We start from the raw sequence: 18,877 nt of genomic DNA, 5'->3' as shown, positions 1-18,877 counted from the left end.
CGCGGCAGTATAGCGCGCATCCGTGCCCGGCACACCTGCGAGTGGTCTGGACGAAGGTCGGCTGCCGATGGGCACCCTTTTTGCGTGCCAGCGCCGGGCTTTGTCCCTAAAGTGGCGGTTGGCCATGGTGATTGCGAGTGGGAGACGATCAATGCCTGAACTCTGTGTGGGCGAGCGCTGCTGGACGGTGCCGGCGGGCAGTAACTTGCTCGATGCGCTGAACGGCGGTGGATGCTCGGTGCCCTACAGTTGTCGGGCCGGTAGCTGCCATGCCTGCCTGGTGCGCTGTCTTGACGGTGAGCCGGGCGATGCGTTGCCCGGTGCCTTGAGCGCCGACAAGCGCGAACAGGGCTGGCGCCTGGCCTGCCAGTGCCAGGTCGAGGATGACCTGCGGGTGGCGGTGTTCGATCCACAGCGTGACGGTTTGCCCGCCCGCGTCGGCGAGGTGCAGTGGCTGAGTGCCGAGGTGTTGCGCCTGCGTCTTCAGCCTGAGCGTCCCTTGCGCTACCAGGCCGGTCAGCACCTGGTGCTGTGGAGTGCGCAGGGCGTGGCCCGGCCTTACTCGTTGGCCAGCTTGCCCGGCGAAGAGCCCTTCCTGGAATTTCACCTCGATTGTCGCCAGCCCGGTGCATTCTGTGATGAGGCGCGCCAGTTGCAGGCCGGTGACGCGGTGAGGCTGGGCGAGTTGCGCGGCGGGGCGCTGCACTACGGTGCCGACTGGCAGGAACGCCCGCTGTGGTTGCTGGCGGCGGGCACGGGGCTGGGGCCATTGTGGGGCATTGTGCGCGAGGCCTTGCGCCAGGAGCACCACGGGCCGATCCGGTTGCTACACCTGGCCCATGACGACCAAGGGCACTATCTGGCCGACGAGCTCGCAGCGCTGGCTGCGCGTCATCCGCAACTTCAGGTCGAACTGCTGACCTCGCAGACGCTGCCCCAGGCACTGGCTGCCTTGCGTTTGCAATCCAGGCAGACCATCGCGCTGGCGTGTGGGTCGCCCGCCAGTGTCGAGCAGTTTGCCCGCCGATTGTTTCTGGCCGGCTTGCCGCGCAACCAACTGTTCGCCGACACCTTCACGGGCCGCGCCTGAAGGGCAGGCATAAAAAAACCGCAGCACAGGCTGCGGTTTTTTTGTGCTGCGAAGGCCTGATCAGACCAGCGAGTCACCGACATGCAGGATCTTCATGCCGTTGGTGCCACCGATGGTGTGGTAGCTGTCGCCTTTGGTCAGGATCACCCAGTCACCTGGCTCGACCAAACCGCGCTTGAGCAGTTCGTCCACCGCAGCCTGGCTGACTTTTTCCGCCGGCAGGGCAGCCGGGTCGAAGGCAATCGGGTAGACACCGCGGAACATCGAGGCGCGAGCCTGGGTGGCGCGGTGCGGGGACAGGGCGAAGATCGGCACGTGCGAACGCAGGCGCGACATGATCAGCGGGGTGTAGCCACTCTCGGTGAGGGCGATGATCGCCTTGACGCCGGGGAAGTGGTTGGCCGTGTACATGGCCGCCAGGGCGATGCTTTCGTCGCAACGCTCGAAGCGGGTGTGCAGGCGGTGGCTGGACTTCTGGTTGGTCGGGTGCTTTTCAGCGCCCTGGCAGATGCGGGCCATGGCCTGTACGGCTTCGATCGGGTAGGCGCCGGCGGCGCTTTCGGCCGAGAGCATGACCGCGTCGGTGTTATCCAGTACGGCGTTGGCGACGTCCGACACTTCGGCGCGGGTCGGCATCGGGTTCTGGATCATCGACTCCATCATCTGGGTGGCGACGATCACGGCCTTGTTGTTGCGACGGGCGTGCTGAATGATCTTTTTCTGGATCGCGATCAGCTCGGCGTCGCCGATTTCCACGCCCAGGTCACCACGGGCCACCATCACGGCGTCACTGGCGGCGATCAGGCCGTCGAGGGTTTCGTCGTCGGCGACCGCTTCGGCGCGTTCGATCTTGGCCACCAGCCAGGCGCTGCCGCCGGCTTCGTCGCGCAGGCGACGGGCATATTCCATGTCGCTGGCGTCACGCGGGAAGGAAACGGCCAGGTAGTCCAGGTCCATTTCTGCAGCCAGCTTGATGTCGGCCTTGTCTTTTTCGGTCAGGGCCGGCGCGGTCAGGCCGCCACCTTTACGGTTGATACCTTTGTGGTCCGACAGCGGGCCGCCGATCAGGACCGAGCAGTGCAGGGAGTCGGCAGTGGCGGTTTCAACACGCATCACTACGCGGCCGTCGTCGAGCAGCAGCTCGTCGCCGACGCCGCAATCCTTGACCAGGTCCGGATAGTCGATACCGACGATTTCCTGGGTACCTGCGGTCAGCGGGTGAGCGGTGGAGAAGGTGAAGCGGTCACCGACTTTGAGTTCGATGCGCTTGTTGGCGAATTTGGCGATACGAATCTTCGGGCCTTGCAGGTCGCCCAGCAGTGCCACGTGGCGACCCAGGCGCGCAGCGATCTCACGGATCAGGCGGGCGCGGGCTTTATGCTCATCGGGGGTGCCGTGAGAGAAGTTCAGGCGGGCGACATCCAGGCCGGCAAGGATCAGTTGTTCGATAACTTCCGGCGAGTTGCTGGCGGGGCCAAGGGTGGCGACGATTTTGGTGCGGCGGATGGTCATGCACAGACTCCTATAGTGAAGCGCAGCGAAAGGCTACTCTGGAATTTCGCTGTAGTCATTGTTCCTTTGCACTACCTGCCGGCGGGGCAGGGGGGCGTTTGAACGGTAGGCGCGGGCTTGCCCCGCGATGGCGATCTACCTGACACACCGCTATCGCGGGGCAAGCCCGCGCCTACAGAATTTCACCGGCGCGCCGATACACTGTTCATTGAAGGAGATTCCCCCATGCGAGCCTTGATCGTTCTAGCCCTGGCCACCAGTGTCGTCGGCTGCACCCGCTGGTCGATGGACCATCATCTGAACAACGCCTACCGCGCCTATGATCGCGGCGATTGCGAGAAGGTGATGCTCGAGTTGTCCCAGGTCGACCGTACCAGCCGCGCCCGGCCGTTCATCCATCCGGAAGTGTCGATGCTGCGCGGCCAGTGCCTGGAGCGGCAGAAGCTGTATGTCGATGCGGCGCAGACCTACCTGTACCTCATCCAGCGCTATCCGCAGAACGAATACGCCTACCGTGCCCGGGCCCGTTTGCAGACCCTGGAGCAGTTGGGCCACTTCCGTAGCGGCGAGACGGCCATTGCCCGTCCCACCACTACTACGCCTTGGCGTTAACACTAAAGTGTGCCGACGTGGCTGTGACGCTGGGGTGGGATTGGACTAAGCTTGAGAGTGACGTATCCGCGTTACAGCCGCACTAGCGCGACCCTGCTATAAGGGTCTTCGACAGCGATTCCGACCATGCTTCACGAGCGCCACATCGAGCGTCATCAGCTCCCTTACTACCTCAAGGTCTTCAACCGCTTTACCGACCAGCCCATCGGCTACCTGGGGAACGTGTCCGAAGACGGCCTTATGCTGATCAGCCAGCTGCCGATGCTGATCGGCCCGGATTTTGAGTTGCAACTCAAAGTGCCGGGCCGCGATGGTGAACTGCACCTGATCAACCTCACCGCCAGTTGCCTGTGGTGCCATGAAGAGCAGACGCCGGGTCACTACGATTCCGGGTTCATGCTGTTGCAGGCCCCACGTGAATACGCGCAGTTGGTCAAAGCCTTGCACCGTTACTTCAGCTTCCAGCCGTTGAACGCCTCGGCCTGAGACTGGCCGTGACGGGCCAGTGGCCCTAGACTCTGGACGATCTTCTGTTCAGGAACGCCCCGTGAGCTCCAGCATCTTCTGGCACGACTACGAAACGACTGGCATCAACCCGCGTTGTGATCGCCCCTTGCAGGTGGCCGGTGTGCGCACTGACCTCGATCTCAATGAGATCGAAGCGCCGATCAACCTCTATTGCCAACCCAGCGACGACATCCTGCCGCACCCGGCGGCCTGCCTGGTCACGGGCATCACCCCGGCGCAGCTGGCAAGCCAGGGCTTGGGCGAAGCCGAGTTCATGACCCGGGTCCATGCCGAACTGGCACGTCCGGGCACCTGTGGGGCGGGTTACAACAGTTTGCGCTTCGATGACGAGGTCACCCGTTACAGCCTGTACCGCAACTTCTTCGACCCCTATGCCCGCGAGTGGCAGGGCGGCAACAGCCGCTGGGACCTGATCGATGTGGTGCGCACCGCCTATGCGCTGCGCCCGGATGGCATTGTCTGGCCCCAGCAGGAGGGGCGCACCAGCTTGCGCCTGGAACTGCTGACCGCCGCCAACGGTATCGACCATGGTCAGGCCCATGAGGCCCTCAGCGATGTAAGAGCAACCATTGCGCTGGCGAAATTGATTCGGCAGAAACAGCCGAAACTCTATGACTGGTTGTTTCAATTACGCAGTAAACAGAAAGTCCTGGATCAGGTTCGCTTGCTACAACCGATGGTACATATTTCCGGACGTTTCTCTGCGGCGCGCAATTATCTGGGTGTGGTCTTGCCGCTGGCCTGGCATCCGCGCAACCGTAATGCCCTGATCGTCTGTGATCTGCAAATGGATCCGCAACCCTTGTTGCAGGAGGAGGGCGATGCATTACGCCAGCGCTTATACACCCGGCGTGAAGAAATGCCTGAAGGACAATTACCGGTCCCCTTGAAGTTGGTGCATATCAATCGCTGTCCGGTGGTGGCGCCGTTGAATGTATTGCGAGCACAAGATCAGCAACGTCTTGGGCTGGATATGTCCTTGTTTGACGTGCGGGCATCCAGCCTGATCGCGGCACAGCAGAACTGGCAGGAAAAACTGCAGACTATCTACAGCGAGGAGGAGTTTGCGCCTTGTGAAGATCCGGAACAGCAGTTGTATGACGGTTTTATTGGTGATCGAGATCGGCGTTTGTGCGAGCAAGTCCGGTCGGTTGATCCGCATCAATTAGGCCAGGGGCACTGGATGTTTGATGATGAACGTTTGCCCGAATTACTGTTTCGTTACCGCGCGCGCAATTTTATCGACACCTTGAATGAACAGGAGCGTCAGCGCTGGCAATTGTTCTGCACACAGCGGCTGACTGACCCGCACATGGGGGCGCCCAACACCTTGGGGGATTTCGAGCAGGCCCTGCAGAGCTGCTGGGAACAGGCCGATGCCGCGCAACGCGAATTGCTCGGCCACTGGCGCGCACATGCCCAGGCCTTGAAGTTGCAGTTCGGAATTTAAGCGACGTTGAAGGGGGCAGCGACAGACAGAAATAAAAAAACGCCAGCATGCTGGCGTTTTTTATTGGCGTAACATTTGGTCACGCAGTCGGGCAATTAGCCCAGCAGGGTTGCCCAGCTTTCAACCTCATCACCACCCCACTTGGCTTTCCACTCTTTCAGGGTTTTGTGGTTGCCACCTTTGGTTTCGATGACTTCGCCGTTGTGCGGGTTCTTGTATTGCTTGACCTTGCGCGCGCGCTTGGTGCCGGTGGTTTTAACTGCGCCACGTGGGGCTTTGTTCAGTTTGGCTTCCGGGTCCAGGAGGGCAATGATGTCACGCAGCGACTTCGAATATTCGCCCATCAGCGCGCGCAGTTTGCCTTCAAATTCCAGCTCGGTTTTCAGCTTGTCGTCTTGCGACAGGTTCTGCAAACGGGCCTGCAGTTCTTTGATGGCTTCTTCGGTGGCGCGATATTCGTTGATCAGGGACATGTGGCGTTCCTTGGGAATTGAGGTATCTGGTAGACAGTGGGGCAATAATAGTCAGAGCGTACTGCCAAGTAAACATTAAACTTGGCAGTTATCCGGTGCCGCGTTAAATCGATGCGATAGATTTCATTAAGAAAAATTTACAAACTAAGACATTCGGATAATGCCTAACTTTGGCGCCATGCGGCATGTAACGGGGGCTCGGGCCCGATGCGCTGCTGGCGAGGCGGGCGACGGGACGTGTGCATTGCCTACTGCAGTTTTTCCGGGCACTCGCTAGAATGTGCGCCTTTGCGAAGTATCTGGAGTCTCATTCATGCGCACCTACCGGCTGGTGATTGCTTGCCCCGACCGCGTTGGCATCGTCGCCAAAGTCAGTAATTTTCTGGCGTCCTATAACGGCTGGATCAACGAAGCGAGCCATCACTCCGATGAGCAGAGCGGTTGGTTCTTCATGCGCCACGAAATCCGCGCACAAACCCTGCCATTTGGTATCGAGGCATTTCGCGAGGCGTTTGCGCCGATTGCCGAAGAGTTCTCCATGGTCTGGCGTATTACCGACACCGACCAGAAAAAGCGCGTGGTGCTGATGGCCAGCCGTGAGTCCCACTGCCTGGCCGACCTGCTGCACCGCTGGCACGCCAAAGAACTGGACTGCGATATCCCTTGCGTTATCTCCAACCACAACGACCTGCGCAGCATGGTCGAGTGGCACGGTATTCCGTTCTTCCACGTTCCGGTCGATCCGCAGGACAAGCAGCCGGCATTCGCCGAAGTCTCGCGCCTGGTCAAGGAACACGGCGCCGATGTGGTGGTGCTGGCCCGCTACATGCAAATCCTGCCGCCACAGCTGTGCCAGGAGTATGCGCAGCAGGTGATCAACATTCATCACAGCTTCCTGCCGTCGTTCGTGGGTGCCAAGCCGTACCACCAGGCATCGCTGCGTGGCGTGAAGCTGATTGGCGCCACCTGCCACTACGTGACCGAAGAGCTGGATGCCGGCCCGATCATCGAGCAGGACGTGGTGCGTGTGAGCCACAGCGACAGCATCGAAGACATGGTGCGTTTCGGCCGTGACGTCGAGAAGATGGTCCTGGCCCGTGGCCTGCGCTACCACCTGGAGGACCGCGTGCTGGTTCACGGCAACAAGACGGTGGTCTTCAACTAAGCGTCCCCTCGGGAGGTTGCAGCATGTCCGATCCCCTCGACAAGGCAACCTCCAAGGCCCCGCCGACCCTCGGCGAGGGCTGCCTCAGTCGCTACGACCCGGATGCGCTCAGCAGTGAGGATGGCACCGACTTTCCCGGTGCCGCCGAACTTTGGAAGCAGCTCAAACCTTCTCGCGACGAACCCGAGCCTGATTGAAGCGCAGGCGTTCCAGCAGTGGACGCCCCAGCAGGCAGAGAAACACCGGGCCCCCGGCGATCAAGTAGAAGTAATAGGTCACCGCACGCCAGATCAGAATCGCCGCCGCCGCAGTTGATTTGCCCACCAGGGGCGTCAGCAGGGTCGCCGATGTCAGTTCGGCGGCCCCGGCACCGCCTGGCAGCAGGCTGAACTGCCCGGCGCTGAGCGAGAGCATCTGCACCAGAAAACTCAGTACCCATTGCACATCCACGCCCAGCCCGCGTAGGGCCAGGTACAGCACGCTGTAGCGCAACCCCCAATGCACGCAGGTCAGGGCGAACACCAGGGCGAGTGTGCGTTTGGGCAAACGCCAGGTGTCGGCCAGGGCGCGGAAGAAGTGCAACACTTTGCGCGTCCAGCGACGGCGCCGAGCGGCCGACACCTTCAACCGGCGCAGCAGCCGGCCATTGAGCCGTAGCAGCGCTCTTCGACAGCCCACCAATAGCCCCACGACCACGAGCACCCCACCCATCAACAGGGCGCTGCCCGCCAGCATGCCTTCGAGGCTGCGGCCCAGGCTGTGGAACACGGCGTAACCGGCGATCCCGAGCATGGCGCAGAGAAAGAACAGCAAGTCGTTGATCTGGTCGGCGGCGAACACCGCGCCGCTGCGCGCAGGGCTGATGCGATCCCGGGCCAGCAGGGCGATCAAGGCCAGCGGCCCGCCGCTACCCCCGGGGGTGGTGCAGATGGCGAACTCGGTGGCCATGATCACCCCCAAGCTCCGGAAGCGGCCCAGGTTGGCCCCCTGGATGCCGAGCAACAGGCGCAGGCGGATGGCATTGATGATCCAGCACAGCAGGATCATGCCCAGCAAGCCCAGCATCAACCCGGGAGCAAAGGCACGCAGGCGGGCCACCAGATCGCTGCCGCCGAGCAAGGCTGGCACCAACAGGGCCAGCATGAGGGCGAAGAGCAACCAGGCCAGGCGCTTCACGGTGCAGGCCCGCCGGCCAGCCAGGCGGATTTGGTCAGGGGCGTGCGGCCCTGGCGCAACAGGCGCTGCAAGGTGCGCATCCAGTACTGCCGGGACGTGCCGTGGCGCATATCGACCGGGTGCAGGCCCAGGCGAATGACCGGCGCCTGTTCAAGGCGGGCGACTTGAAGGTCGCAGGCCATCCGTGACAGACCCCGGCGCCAGGCGCTGCGTGCGCTCCATACAAGACCGGGGGCAGCAACCGCGGAAAAATTTGGCAAACGATAGAGGTGGCGCGGGTCGCTGGTGTATTGCAAAGGCACGCTGGCCAGGGCCTGGCGGGTGCCTTCGCTCATCAGCCAGGCCGGGGCGACGAAGCCGGCCAATGGCCAGTCGAAACGCTCGAACAGCGCCATGCCGGCCTGCACGCGCTCCAGGGCCGTCGCCCGGTCGAGGCTGTAGAACTCGCCTTCGTGGGTATAGATGCGGCGCATGAACCAGTTGCCTGGCGAGCGTGGGGGAGGGCTGTCATCGAGGTGGAAATAGCCATGCAGGACCAGTTCGTCACCGCGCAGGAGGCGCCGGTCCAGCAGCCGGCGAAATTCAGTGGCCCGGGCCAGTGGGTCGCGCTTGTGAAAGTCCGGTACCACCAGCCAGGTCAGGGGGATGTTGCCCAGGGCATCCACCGCTTCGACGAACGGCTGGTAGTCGGGCCAGGTATGGGGGGCCACGTCGTGCAGCACCAGCAGCAGGCTGCGTCCGACCGTTTGGCTGCCAGTGTGCTCAGGCATGGGCGCGTACCGGCAGGCTATAGCCGAGCACCGCGCGATAGTGGGCCAGCAGGCCGTTGACCACCGTGTCCCAGGCGTAATGCTGCTCGGCATGCAGGCGTCCCTGTTGACCAAGCTGCGGGGCGCCTTGCTCGAAAACCTCGCGCACGGCCCTGGCCATGGCCAGGCCGTCATTGGGTTGGCACAAGCGGCCGAAGCGCTCGTCGATGATTTCCTCGAAGGCGCCCGCCGCTACCGCAATCACCGGAATCGCACTGGCCATGGCCTCGAGAATGACCAGGCCAAAGGTCTCCTGGTCGCCGGCATGGACCAGGGCGTCGGCGCTGGCCAGCAGTCGGGCGACTTCATTGGCGGGGCAGAAGTGGTCGATGACCGTGACATTGGCCGGCACCATGGCGGGCATGTGCGAGCCGACCAGCAACAGGTGATAGTGCTTGCCCAGGCGTTTCATGCAGTCGAGCAGCACCGGCAGGTTCTTCTCCCGCGAGCCGCGGCCCGCAAACACCAGCAGATGAGTGCTGTCGGCAATGTTCAACGCTTGGCGCACCGTGTTATCGCGGTGACGCGGGTGAAAGGCCGTGAGGTCAACGCCAAGGCGCTGTACATGCACGTTGTCGATGCCCAGGCCTCGCAGTTTGTTGGCCATCACCTGGCTGGGGGCCAGGACCCGGTCGAAGTTGCCATACAGCTTGCTGACATAGGCCTCGACATTGGGCGTGAACCAGTTGCCCATGCGGTTACTGACCAGCAGCGGCAGATCGGAGTGATAAAACCCGATCACTGGCACATCGAGTTGGCGCCGCGCATCCAGGGCTGCCCAGGCGGTCAGGTAGGGGTCGCCGACTTCGATCAGGTCGGGTTGCAGGTCGTGCAGCACGTTGCGCCAGGGGGCCAGGCGCAACGGAAAACGGTAACCGTTGCCGAAGGGCAGGGCCGGGGCCGGGACCTGATAGATGCCATTGGCATGGCTGGCGCTGGCACCCGGAATCAACAGGCTGTGGCGGACATCGGGGGTGAGTCCTAGGCGGCGATGTTTGGCATCAAGATAGGTACGCACGCCGCCGCTGGCGGGGGCATAGAACATGGTGATGTCAGCGATGTGCACGATCAGCATCCCTCCGAGATCGCATTCAGAGTGTGTCATCAGGCATTGGCATGCACCTGAGGACGCGCCCTAAGGTTGACCTCTGTTAAGGATAGTTTGTTCGATCGGGCTTAAGGGGAGGGGCAGCGGCGGGCGCCGCTGCCCGGGGCGCTTAGATGCGGAAGCTGCCCACTAGCTGTTTCAGGCGGCTGGCTTGTTGTTCCAGGTCGGCGCAGGCGCGCAGGGTCGATTGCAGGTTCTCGACCCCTTCCTGGTTGAGCATGTTGATCTCGTTGATGTCCATGTTGATCGAGTCGACCACGGCGGTCTGCTCTTCGGTGGCGGTGGCCACCGATTGGTTCATGCCGTCGATTTCACCGATGCGCAAGGTCACGCTGCCCAGGCGTTCGCCGGCCTGGTTGGCGATTTCCACGCTGTCCTGGCTGTGGCGTTGGCTCTGGCCCATGGTGTCGACCGATTCACGCGCACCGACCTGCAACTCCTCGATCATGTTCTGCACCTGTTGCGCCGATTCCTGGGTGCGGTGGGCCAGGTTGCGGACCTCATCGGCGACCACGGCAAAGCCGCGTCCGGCTTCACCGGCGCGCGCCGCTTCAATGGCGGCGTTGAGGGCGAGCAAATTGGTCTGCTGGGAGATGCTGGTGATCACTTCGAGGATCTGGCCGATGTTCACGGTCTTGCTGTTGAGCGTCTCGATGTGCGAGCTGGAGGTGCAGATCAAATCCGACAGACGGTTCATCGCGGCGATGCTGCGATCGACCACCTGCTGGCCTTCTTCGGCCAGGTGACGGGCAGAGCTTGCCTGTTGCGAAGCTTGCGCTGCGTTATGGGCGATTTCCTGGGCGGCGGCGCCGAGCTGGTTGATGGCCGCGGCCACGCTGTTGGTGCGGTTGGACTGCTCGTCGGAGTTGACCATCGAGGAGTTGGAGGCGCTGACCACCCGCAGGGCGACTTCGTTGACCTGCTCGGTAGCGGACGACACTTCACGGATCGAGCCGTGGATACGTTCCACGAAGCGGTTGAATGCCGTACCCAGGGTGCCGAATTCGTCGTGGTTATGGATGGTCAGGCGTTTGGTCAGGTCGCCTTCGCCTTCGGCGATGTCTTCCATGGCCCGGGTCATGGTGTTCAGCGGTTGCAGCAGCACGCGGATCAGCAGGCCGAGCAGGGCGATGATGATCACCACGGCGACCAGGGTGGCAATCACCGCCGAAGTCCGGAACTCGCTGAGCATCGCATAGGCTTTGTCTTTATCGACTGACAGGCCGATGTACCAGTTGGCAGACGGCAGACCCTTGACCGGGGCGAAGGTCAGCAGGCGGGTTTCGCCGTTGAGCTGGACTTCGCTGAGGTCCTTGGTCAGGCGCGGGGTGTTCTGCGGGAACAGGTCCGACAGCGACTTCATCACCAGGTTCTTGTCTGGATGGACCAGGATCTTGCCTTGGTCGTTGACCAGGAAGGCGTAGCCCATGCCGCCGAAGTTCAGCGAATTGATGATCTCCACCAGGCCGTCCAGGGCCAGGTCGCCGCCTATCACACCGACGTTGCGTGCCGCGGTGGCGACGACTGAAATCACCATTTTGCCGGTGCTGACATCAATGTAGGGTTCGGTCAGGATCGGTCCGTTGGCAGCCATGCCGTCCTTGTACCAGGGACGCACACGCGGGTCGTAGCCATCGGGCATTTTGGTTTGCGGACGAATGGTGAAGCCACCGTTGACGTCACCCAGGTAGATCGTCAGAAAACTTGATACCAGCGCTTGTTGGCCGAGCAATGTGCCGATGTGTTCGGCATCCGGGTAGGTGGCAATGTTTTGTGCCACGTTTTGAACCAAGAGGATGCGGCCATCAAAAAGATTCTTGATATTGGTCGAAGTGCTATCGCCCATCTCGGCAAGATAACTTTCCAGATCTTCGCGAATGGCATTACGCTGCAAGAAGTCGTTGTACAAAGTAAAGAGTGTGAACGCGATCATGACGATCAGAGAAGCGGCCAGAAGGATCTTGTGGCTGAATCGGAGGCTTTTGTTCATAACGTGTCGGTCCGCTAAGGTTTTGTTATCCGGGTTCGTTTGCACAAAGAACAGTTTGAAAGCAGTGCAGGTCCCCTCTCCTTGTCGGGCTATTCCTGTCTTTCTGGTGGTCTATCGCTAACTTGATATCGGCCGATTCGAGCCAAAGCTTAAACAGAGGGTGAAAAAACATGCCTGACTCTTCGCAGTTCGTGCTCGGCGCGGATCTTGCCGGCCAACCGGTCTCCCAGGCCATGCGCCTGGCCAATCGCCACGGCCTGATCGCCGGCGCCACCGGTACCGGCAAGACCGTGACCCTGCAGCACATGGCCGAGGCCTTCAGCGATGCCGGGGTCGCGGTATTCGCTGCCGATGTCAAAGGCGACCTGTGTGGCCTGGGCGCCGTGGGCAATCCCCAGGGCAAGGTGGCCGAGCGCATTGCCGGGATGCCCTGGCTTGAGCATCGGCCGCAGGCATATCCGGTCAGTCTGTGGGATATCCACGGCCAATCCGGCCATCCCTTGCGCACCACCCTCAGCGAAATGGGCCCGTTGCTGCTGGGCAACTTGCTGGAACTGACCGACTCTCAGCAGGCGGCGCTGTATGCCGCCTTCAAAGTGGCCGACCGTGAAGGTCTGCTGCTGCTCGATATCAAGGACCTCAAGGCGCTGCTGGCCCACCTCAAGGACAACCCGCAATTGCTGGGCGAAGACAGTGCCCTGATGACGACCGGCTCCAGTCAGGCGCTGTTGCGGCGCCTGGCTACCCTGGAGCAGCAGGGCGCCGAAGCGCTGTTTGGCGAACCGGCGTTGCAGTTGGAAGATATCTTGCGCCCGGATGCCGAGGGGCGCGGACGCATCCACCTGCTTGATGCCAGCCGCCTGGTGCACGAGGCGCCGAAGGTGTATGCAACCTTCCTGCTGTGGCTGCTGGCCGAGCTGTTCGAGCAACTGCCCGAGCGCGGCGATGCCGACAAACCGCTGCTGGCATTGTTCTTCGATGAAGCGCACTTGTTGTTCAACGGCACGCCCAAGGCTTTGCAGGATCGACTGGAGCAGGTGGTGCGGCTGATTCGCTCCAAGGGTGTCGGGGTCTACTTTGTTACGCAGTCGCCGAGTGACCTGCCGGATGACGTTTTGGCGCAACTGGGCCTGCGTGTCCAGCATGGCCTGCGGGCGTTCACCGCCAAGGAGCAGAAGTCGTTGAAGGCCGTGGCCGATGGCTTTCGCCCCAATCCTGCGTTCGACACCCTGAGCGTGCTGACCGAGCTTGGCATTGGTGAAGCGTTGGTGGGTACCCTGCAGGAAAAAGGCACGCCGGGTATGGTCCAGCGGGTGCTGATCGCGCCGCCGCAGTCACGGATAGGGCCATTGAGCGCGGCCGAACGCGCCGCGTTGATTGCATCGTCCCCGCTGGCCGGGCGCTACGACAAACCCGTGGACCGTGAGTCGGCCTACGAAATGCTCACCGCGCGAAAGGGCGGGGCACCGACACCCGGGCAAGCCCCGGCCGCTGCCGAGGAGAGCCTGGCCGACAAGGCTGGCGAGTTCCTGCAGAGCGCTGCGGGGCAAGCGATCAAGTCGGCGGTGCGTCAGGCAGCCAACCAGTTCGGTCGTCAGCTGGTGCGCGGGTTGATGGGCTCATTGCTCGGTGGCAGCAAGAAACGCTGAACCGCAGGCATGAAAAAGGCGCCTTGAAGGCGCCTTTTTCAATGCGGGACAGTTCAGACGATGAACTTGGTCGCCAGCCAGAACAAGGCTGCCGACAGGCCCACGGTTGCCGGCAGGGTCAGTACCCAGGCCAGCAGGATGGTGCGAACGGTGCCGCCTTGCAGGCCGCTTTTGTTCGCGACCATGGTACCGGCCACACCCGACGACAGTACGTGGGTGGTCGACACTGGCAAGCTGAAGATGTTGGCCATGCCGATGGCGCACGCCGCGGTGATCTGTGCCGACATGCCCTGGGCATAGGTCATGCCCTGCTTGCCGATCTTCTCACCGATGGTCAGAACCACACGCTTCCAGCCGACCATGGTACCCAGGCCCAGGGCCAGGGCTACCGCCAGGATTACCCAGAACGGTGCGTATTCGGTGGTGGCCGTGAGGTCTTTGCGCAGTTTGTCCAGGTCAGCCTTTTCACGTGGCTGCAGGCCCGGCAGCTTGCCGACTTTCTTGGCCGTGTCGTCCAGGCAGAGCAGGTAGCGGCGTACTTCAATACGCTTTTCCGGGCTCAGCGAGCGGTACTCGGTCACGCCCTTGAGCGATTGCAGCAAGGCATTGATGGTCGGCTCGGTCTGCTGCGGATTGCAGCTGAACTGCTCCGGCAGGTCGGCATCTTGCGCTTTGCCCAGGGCCAGGAACTCACCCAGGGTCGCTTCGTTGCGCTGGTAGAACTGGCTCAGGTGCAGGGTGGCGTCGCGGGTACGCTCGATCTGGTAGGTGGTGCTGTTGAGGTCCAGAACGAACTGCGCCGGAACGATACCGATCAGCACCAGCATGATCAGGCCGATGCCTTTCTGGCCATCGTTGGAGCCGTGTACGAAGCTCACAGCCATGGCCGAAATCACCAGAACCAGGCGGTTCCAGAACGGCGGGTGCTTTTTATCGTCGAGTTTGCGGCGCTGTTCCGGCGTCTTGTGCATCTTCGACAGCGGGCGCCACCACTTCAGGCCCAGCAGCACCAGGGCTGCCACGGCAAAGCCGGCCATGGGCGAGAGCACCAGGGACATGCCGATGTCGACAGCTTTTTGCCAGTTGACCCCGTCACCCAGTGGAATGTCGCTGATCAGGGCGTTGGCAAGGCCTACGCCGAGGATCGAGCCGATCAGGGTGTGGGAGCTGGACGCCGGGATACCGAAGTACCAGGTGCCCAGGTTCCAGGCGATGGCTGCGGCCAGCAGGGAGAAGACCATGGCCAGGCCGTGGCCAGTGTTCACATTGATCAGCAGCTCTACCGGCAACAGGTGAACGATGGCATAGGCCACCCCGACACCGCCGAGCAGAACGCCGAGGAAGTTGAACACCCCGGAGAAGAACACCGCCAGGTGCGGCGGCATGGCTTTGGTATAAATGACTGTAGCAACCGCGTTGGCGGTGTCATGAAAGCCATTAATGAACTCGAAGGCGAGTACGAAGGTCAAAGCGAGCAGCAAGCTCACCAGTACCCAGGCATCAAGTCCGCTGAATAAATCGATCATGAAGGTTTTCTGACCCGGTCATAAGGGGGCGCGATTATGCCAGAAAACCCTGCTAATCGATGCACTTGCTGCTGACTGGTCTTGGCCTTTTCGGCGTCGTGCCGAGGGTGAAAGTGCCGGGATCGACTAGGAAAATACCCTTGAAAATCAGGGAAAATCCTGAAAATTTAAAGGTTTAGGGCGCTCCCTGGCTGCAATGAAAGATTCAAACGGCCGTATGAAATTTGTGAGATTCCATTACGAGCTGCTGTAGGCAGTGTAACGATTGCCGCTACGGACTTTCCTCTGTTGCAGCGTCGACCGCCTGCATCAGGCAGGCGGTAGCGACCGGCACATGCTAGCCCTCGTCGGGCTTGAGCTCTTTTTCGATTTTCTGCAATTCCTGGGCAAAGGCCTGGTCGCGGATGCTTGCGCGTTTGCGCCAAGGCTTGCGTTCAGGGTCGGGCTGGGCGGCATAAGTGGTGACTTCTCCGCCGTAAACTTCCTTGTAACGTTGTTCCTGGCGCTCAAGTTCCGCGCGCAGTTCGTCTTTCGTCACAGTGCTACCTGTTGGTTATGAATAAACTCTGGCGTTAACGCATTAGAGCGGTGCAACAGCACAACTTGCAATGCGGCTACGCTGCCAGAGGGGCATGACTGTCGCAGCAACAGTAGGTTTTGAGTATGCACACAAATATGAACAACTGCGTATTCAACCTTGCGGTAATTGTGTCTGTCCGCTACCCGATGAGTTCCGGCAGGTATGAATCGGATCCGCCGAACGCCTGCCAGGCAGTGGGTACGAACTAGCCTGCAACTTATATAACGATGCTTATGACAGCAAGGGCTGCGTGTTGTTACACACTTGTCGAGGCTGGAACAAAACCGGACTATCGCATGGGCTTCTGTTCACAGGATAGCGATAAAACAAATGTCCCGGAGGAAAAAAACGGCCTCGCTTCGTGGGCAAGGCCGTGCCTGGGACTTCTACGGTGGGTACCTGACCAGTCTCTCCAAGAAGCCACATGGTGGCGGTAGAAAGGTATAAGCAATTGAGGGTAGCGGTCAATTGCGATTATCGGTCGTTGGTTCGATAATCGCCCCAGTGACCGTGTTGCCGAGGTGAACCATGACAGAAGAAATACCGCCCAAAGGGCCCGGATTGAACGATCAGGTGCGCAGTTCGTTTGCGTCGCTGGCACCCCCCATCGTCGCTTCACCGGCCAAGCGTATCCAGGCCTTCACCGGTGACCCCGATTTCATGACGTCGCTGGCCCGGGGGCTGGCTGTGGTTCAGGCGTTTCAGGAGCGCAAGCGCCACCTGACCATCGCCCAGATCAGCCACCGCACCGAAATTCCCCGCGCCGCCGTGCGCCGCTGCCTGCACACCCTGATGAAGCTGGGGTACGCCACCACCGACGGGCGAACCTACTCGCTGTTGCCCAAAGTACTGACCCTGGGGCATGCCTATTTGTCGTCGACGCCGCTGGCCGTTTCGGCGCAGCCGTACCTGGACCGCATGAGCGACCAACTGCACGAGGCCTGCAACATGGCCACGCTCGAAGGCGATGACATTCTTTACATCGCCCGCTCGGCGACGGTACAGCGCCTGATTTCGGTCGACCTCTCGGTGGGGGGACGGCTGCCGGCCTATTGCACCTCCATGGGACGAATCCTGCTGGCGGCCCTGGACGATGCCACCTTGCATGAATACCTGGAGCATGCCGACCTGCAAGCCAAGACCAGCCGCACCATTCATGACCCGGTGGCGCTGCTCGACTGCCTGCAACAAGTCCGTCAGCAGGGCTGGTGCGTGGTCGACCAGGAGCTGGAGCAGGGCCTGCGTTCGATTGCCGTACCGGTCTACGATGCCTCCGGCCAGGTGCTGGCTGCGCTGAACGTCAGCACCCATGCGGGCCGGGTCAGCCGCACCGAACTTGAGCAACGTTTCCTGCCCATCATGCTCGCGGCCAGCCGTGACCTGAGTGCCCAGCTGTTTGCCTGACGCTGCAGTTCCTGTTCGATAAACGCACACAGATGCGTTTATCGAATTGCGCCGGTTCCAGTGTCTTATTAATGTCCCTCGCATCGGTCAGCCTGCCCTGACCGCCCATAATAATGAGCGAGAGGCGAATGCCCCATGACTGTCATCCCCTTCAAACACCGCCTGCAGTTATTTCAGTACCTGCTGCGCGGCTGATCCGCACGCCCTAAACCGATCCTCACCGTTTGTGCCGTTCACGCGCGCACCCGCACACCTGCGCGCTCCTACTGGATAAAAATAATGAACAGTCCCCACGCTGCTGTTGGAAACTGCCTTGATGTGCAGTCCTTCATCAATCAACAACCGCTGTCGCGCTATCAGTGGCGGGTGGTGATCCTGTGTTTTCTGATTGTTTTCCTCGATGGCCTGGACACGGCGGCGATGGGCTTTATTGCGCCGGCGCTGTCACAGGACTGGGGCATTGACCGCGCAAGCCTGGGCCCGGTGATGAGTGCCGCGCTGATCGGCATGGTCTTCGGGGCCCTGGGGTCCGGGCCGCTGGCTGATCGTTTCGGGCGCAAAGTGGTGCTGGTAGGGGCGGTGGTGTTGTTCGGCGCCTTCAGCCTGGCATCGGCCTACAGCACCAACGTCGACCAACTGCTGGTGCTGCGCTTTCTGACCGGCCTGGGCCTGGGCGCAGGCATGCCCAATGCCACGACGCTGCTGTCCGAATACACCCCGGAACGGCACAAGTCGCTGCTGGTGACCAGCATGTTCTGCGGCTTCAACCTGGGGATGGCCGGTGGTGGTTTCATCTCGGCCAAACTGATCCCGGCCTTCGGCTGGCACAGCCTGCTGCTGATCGGCGGCGTGTTGCCGCTGATCCTGGCGGTGGTGCTGTTGTTCTGGTTGCCGGAATCGGCGCGCTATCTGGTGGTACGCAACCGTGGCACCGACAAAGTGCGCAAGACCCTGGCGCCGATCGAACCGGCCATTGTCGGCCAGGCATCGAGCTTCAGCGTGCCGGAACAGAAAACGGTCAAGGCGCGCAACGTCTTTGCCGTGATCTTCTCGGGCACTTACAGCGTCGGCACCTTGCTGTTGTGGCTGACCTACTTCATGGGCCTGGTGATTGTGTACCTGCTGACCAGCTGGCTGCCGACCCTGATGCGCGACAGTGGCGCGAGCATGGAGCAGGCCGCGTTCATTGGTGCGCTGTTCCAGTTCGGCGGCGTGCTCAGTGCCGTCGCTGTGGGCTGGGCGATGGACCGCTACAACCCGCACAAGGTGATTGGCATCTTCTATCTGTTGGCCGGGGTATTTGCCTACGCAGTAGGGCAGAGCCTGGGCAACATCACGCTGCTGGCGACCCTGGTGCTGATTGCCGGTATGTGCGTCAACGGCGCGCAATCGGCCATGCCGTCGCTGGCGGCGCGTTTCTACCCGACTCAAGGCCGGGCCACGGGGGTTTCGTGGATGCTGGGCATCGGTCGATTCGGCGCCATCCTCGGTGCCTGGATGGGTGCCACCCTGCTGGGCCTGGGCTGGAACTTCGAGCAAGTGCTCACCGCGCTGGTGATCCCGGCGGCAATCGCCACGGTGGCAGTGATCATCAAAGGCGTGGTCAGCCACGCCGATGCCACGTAGGAGCGGGCTTGTTGTGGGAGAGGGCTTGCTGTGGAGAGGACTTGCTGTGGGAGCGGGCTTGCCCCGCGATAGCGGCCTTCCATCCACATCGCTATCGCGGGGCAAGCCCGCTCCTACAGGTCATACAATCGGTTCGATAATCGAACAGTTAGTCGATTATCGGATTGTAGCGGCCGAAG

16 protein-coding genes and 2 pseudogenes are annotated in these 18,877 nt (G+C 61.6%); 9 read left to right on the top strand and 9 right to left on the bottom strand.

The annotated features are described in order from the left end of the window. Nucleotides 1–151: 151 nt before the first annotated feature. Entirely contained in the window at nt 152–1,090 is a 939-nt protein-coding gene (locus tag U9R80_RS22420) for an iron-sulfur-binding ferredoxin reductase (RefSeq protein ID WP_301840333.1), read from the top strand. A 60-nt stretch (nt 1,091–1,150) separates the two neighbouring features. On the opposite strand, the gene pyk is transcribed toward U9R80_RS22420, so the two are convergent. Further along, nucleotides 1,151–2,602, bottom strand: coding sequence for a pyruvate kinase (pyk, locus tag U9R80_RS22415; protein WP_028943346.1), 1,452 nt, complete (start codon nt 2,600–2,602; stop codon nt 1,151–1,153). A gap of 225 nt (nt 2,603–2,827) precedes the next feature. Here pyk and U9R80_RS22410 point away from each other — a divergent pair, with 225 nt between their 5' ends. From U9R80_RS22410 to sbcB, 3 genes are all read left to right on the top strand, one after another. After that, nucleotides 2,828–3,214, top strand: coding sequence for a tetratricopeptide repeat protein (locus tag U9R80_RS22410; RefSeq protein WP_028943347.1), 387 nt, complete (start codon nt 2,828–2,830; stop codon nt 3,212–3,214). Nucleotides 3,215–3,340: 126 nt separating this feature from the next. After that, entirely contained in the window at nt 3,341–3,700 is a 360-nt protein-coding gene (locus U9R80_RS22405; protein ID WP_301840336.1) for a PilZ domain-containing protein, read from the top strand. 61 nt (nt 3,701–3,761) lie between these two features. Next, nucleotides 3,762–5,192, top strand: a complete 1,431-nt coding sequence (gene sbcB / locus U9R80_RS22400) for an exodeoxyribonuclease I (protein ID WP_301840338.1) — start codon at nt 3,762–3,764, stop codon at nt 5,190–5,192. A gap of 95 nt (nt 5,193–5,287) precedes the next feature. Here sbcB and mvaT read toward each other — a convergent pair whose 3' ends face one another. After that, nucleotides 5,288–5,665 carry a histone-like nucleoid-structuring protein MvaT gene (mvaT, locus tag U9R80_RS22395; RefSeq protein WP_028943350.1) on the bottom strand — a complete coding sequence of 126 codons (378 nt, stop codon included), beginning with the start codon at nt 5,663–5,665 and terminating at the stop codon, nt 5,288–5,290. Between the two features lie 313 nt (nt 5,666–5,978). Between mvaT and purU the strand changes: the two genes are divergently transcribed. Both purU and U9R80_RS22385 read left to right on the top strand, forming a co-directional pair. After that, nucleotides 5,979–6,830: a formyltetrahydrofolate deformylase gene (purU, locus tag U9R80_RS22390; RefSeq protein ID WP_028943351.1), complete on the top strand. Its 852-nt coding sequence runs from the start codon at nt 5,979–5,981 to the stop codon at nt 6,828–6,830. Nucleotides 6,831–6,853: 23 nt separating this feature from the next. After that, on the top strand, nt 6,854–7,027 hold the full coding sequence (locus U9R80_RS22385) for a hypothetical protein (RefSeq protein WP_301840341.1): 174 nt from the start codon (nt 6,854–6,856) through the stop codon (nt 7,025–7,027). Here U9R80_RS22385 and U9R80_RS22380 read toward each other — a convergent pair. From U9R80_RS22380 to U9R80_RS27415, 5 genes and pseudogenes are all read right to left on the bottom strand, one after another. Beyond that, nucleotides 6,993–8,006: a lysylphosphatidylglycerol synthase transmembrane domain-containing protein gene (locus tag U9R80_RS22380; protein WP_301840343.1), complete on the bottom strand. Its 1,014-nt coding sequence runs from the start codon at nt 8,004–8,006 to the stop codon at nt 6,993–6,995. The two genes, U9R80_RS22385 and U9R80_RS22380, sit on opposite strands and share 35 nt — an antisense overlap. Next, complete coding sequence (locus tag U9R80_RS22375) at nt 8,003–8,776, bottom strand: polysaccharide deacetylase family protein (protein WP_301840345.1); 774 nt, start codon at nt 8,774–8,776, stop codon at nt 8,003–8,005. The genes U9R80_RS22380 and U9R80_RS22375 overlap by 4 nt, the downstream gene beginning before the upstream one ends. Then, a complete protein-coding gene (locus U9R80_RS22370) occupies nt 8,769–9,890 on the bottom strand; it encodes a glycosyltransferase family 4 protein (protein ID WP_301840428.1) in 1,122 nt (373 codons plus the stop codon). Before U9R80_RS22370 ends, U9R80_RS22375 begins: the two co-directional genes overlap by 8 nt. Before the next feature lie 142 nt (nt 9,891–10,032). Continuing rightward, nucleotides 10,033–10,629 (bottom strand): annotated as a pseudogene (locus U9R80_RS27420) (methyl-accepting chemotaxis protein); the annotation flags it as partial. 309 nt (nt 10,630–10,938) lie between these two features. Beyond that, a pseudogene (locus tag U9R80_RS27415) lies at nt 10,939–11,769 on the bottom strand (HAMP domain-containing protein); the annotation flags it as partial. A 314-nt stretch (nt 11,770–12,083) separates the two neighbouring features. Here U9R80_RS27415 and U9R80_RS22360 point away from each other — a divergent pair. Then, nucleotides 12,084–13,562, top strand: coding sequence for a helicase HerA-like domain-containing protein (locus tag U9R80_RS22360; RefSeq protein ID WP_301840348.1), 1,479 nt, complete (start codon nt 12,084–12,086; stop codon nt 13,560–13,562). Nucleotides 13,563–13,615: 53 nt separating this feature from the next. Here U9R80_RS22360 and U9R80_RS22355 read toward each other — a convergent pair whose 3' ends face one another. Both U9R80_RS22355 and U9R80_RS22350 read right to left on the bottom strand, forming a co-directional pair. Next, nucleotides 13,616–15,088: an inorganic phosphate transporter gene (locus U9R80_RS22355; RefSeq protein ID WP_301840349.1), complete on the bottom strand. Its 1,473-nt coding sequence runs from the start codon at nt 15,086–15,088 to the stop codon at nt 13,616–13,618. A 337-nt stretch (nt 15,089–15,425) separates the two neighbouring features. After that, nucleotides 15,426–15,626 (bottom strand): hypothetical protein, encoded by a 201-nt coding sequence (locus U9R80_RS22350; protein ID WP_301840350.1) that lies wholly within the window; start codon nt 15,624–15,626, stop codon nt 15,426–15,428. Nucleotides 15,627–16,196: 570 nt separating this feature from the next. On the opposite strand from U9R80_RS22350, the gene pcaR reads away from it, so the two are divergent. Both pcaR and U9R80_RS22340 read left to right on the top strand, forming a co-directional pair. Further along, the gene (gene pcaR, locus U9R80_RS22345; RefSeq protein WP_301840352.1) at nt 16,197–17,072 is read left to right on the top strand and encodes a pca regulon transcriptional regulator PcaR; all 876 of its coding nucleotides are present in this window, start codon (nt 16,197–16,199) and stop codon (nt 17,070–17,072) included. A 279-nt stretch (nt 17,073–17,351) separates the two neighbouring features. Further along, a complete protein-coding gene (locus U9R80_RS22340) occupies nt 17,352–18,698 on the top strand; it encodes an MFS transporter (RefSeq protein ID WP_301840353.1) in 1,347 nt (448 codons plus the stop codon). The last annotated feature ends 179 nt before the right edge of the window (nt 18,699–18,877 follow it).

This window comes from Pseudomonas sp. JQ170C, assembly GCF_035581345.1.
In the GTDB taxonomy this organism is placed as follows: Bacteria; Pseudomonadota; Gammaproteobacteria; order Pseudomonadales; family Pseudomonadaceae; genus Aquipseudomonas.
The sequence above is the reverse complement of the archived record's forward strand: the minus strand, read 5'-3'. Positions and strand labels throughout refer to the sequence as shown.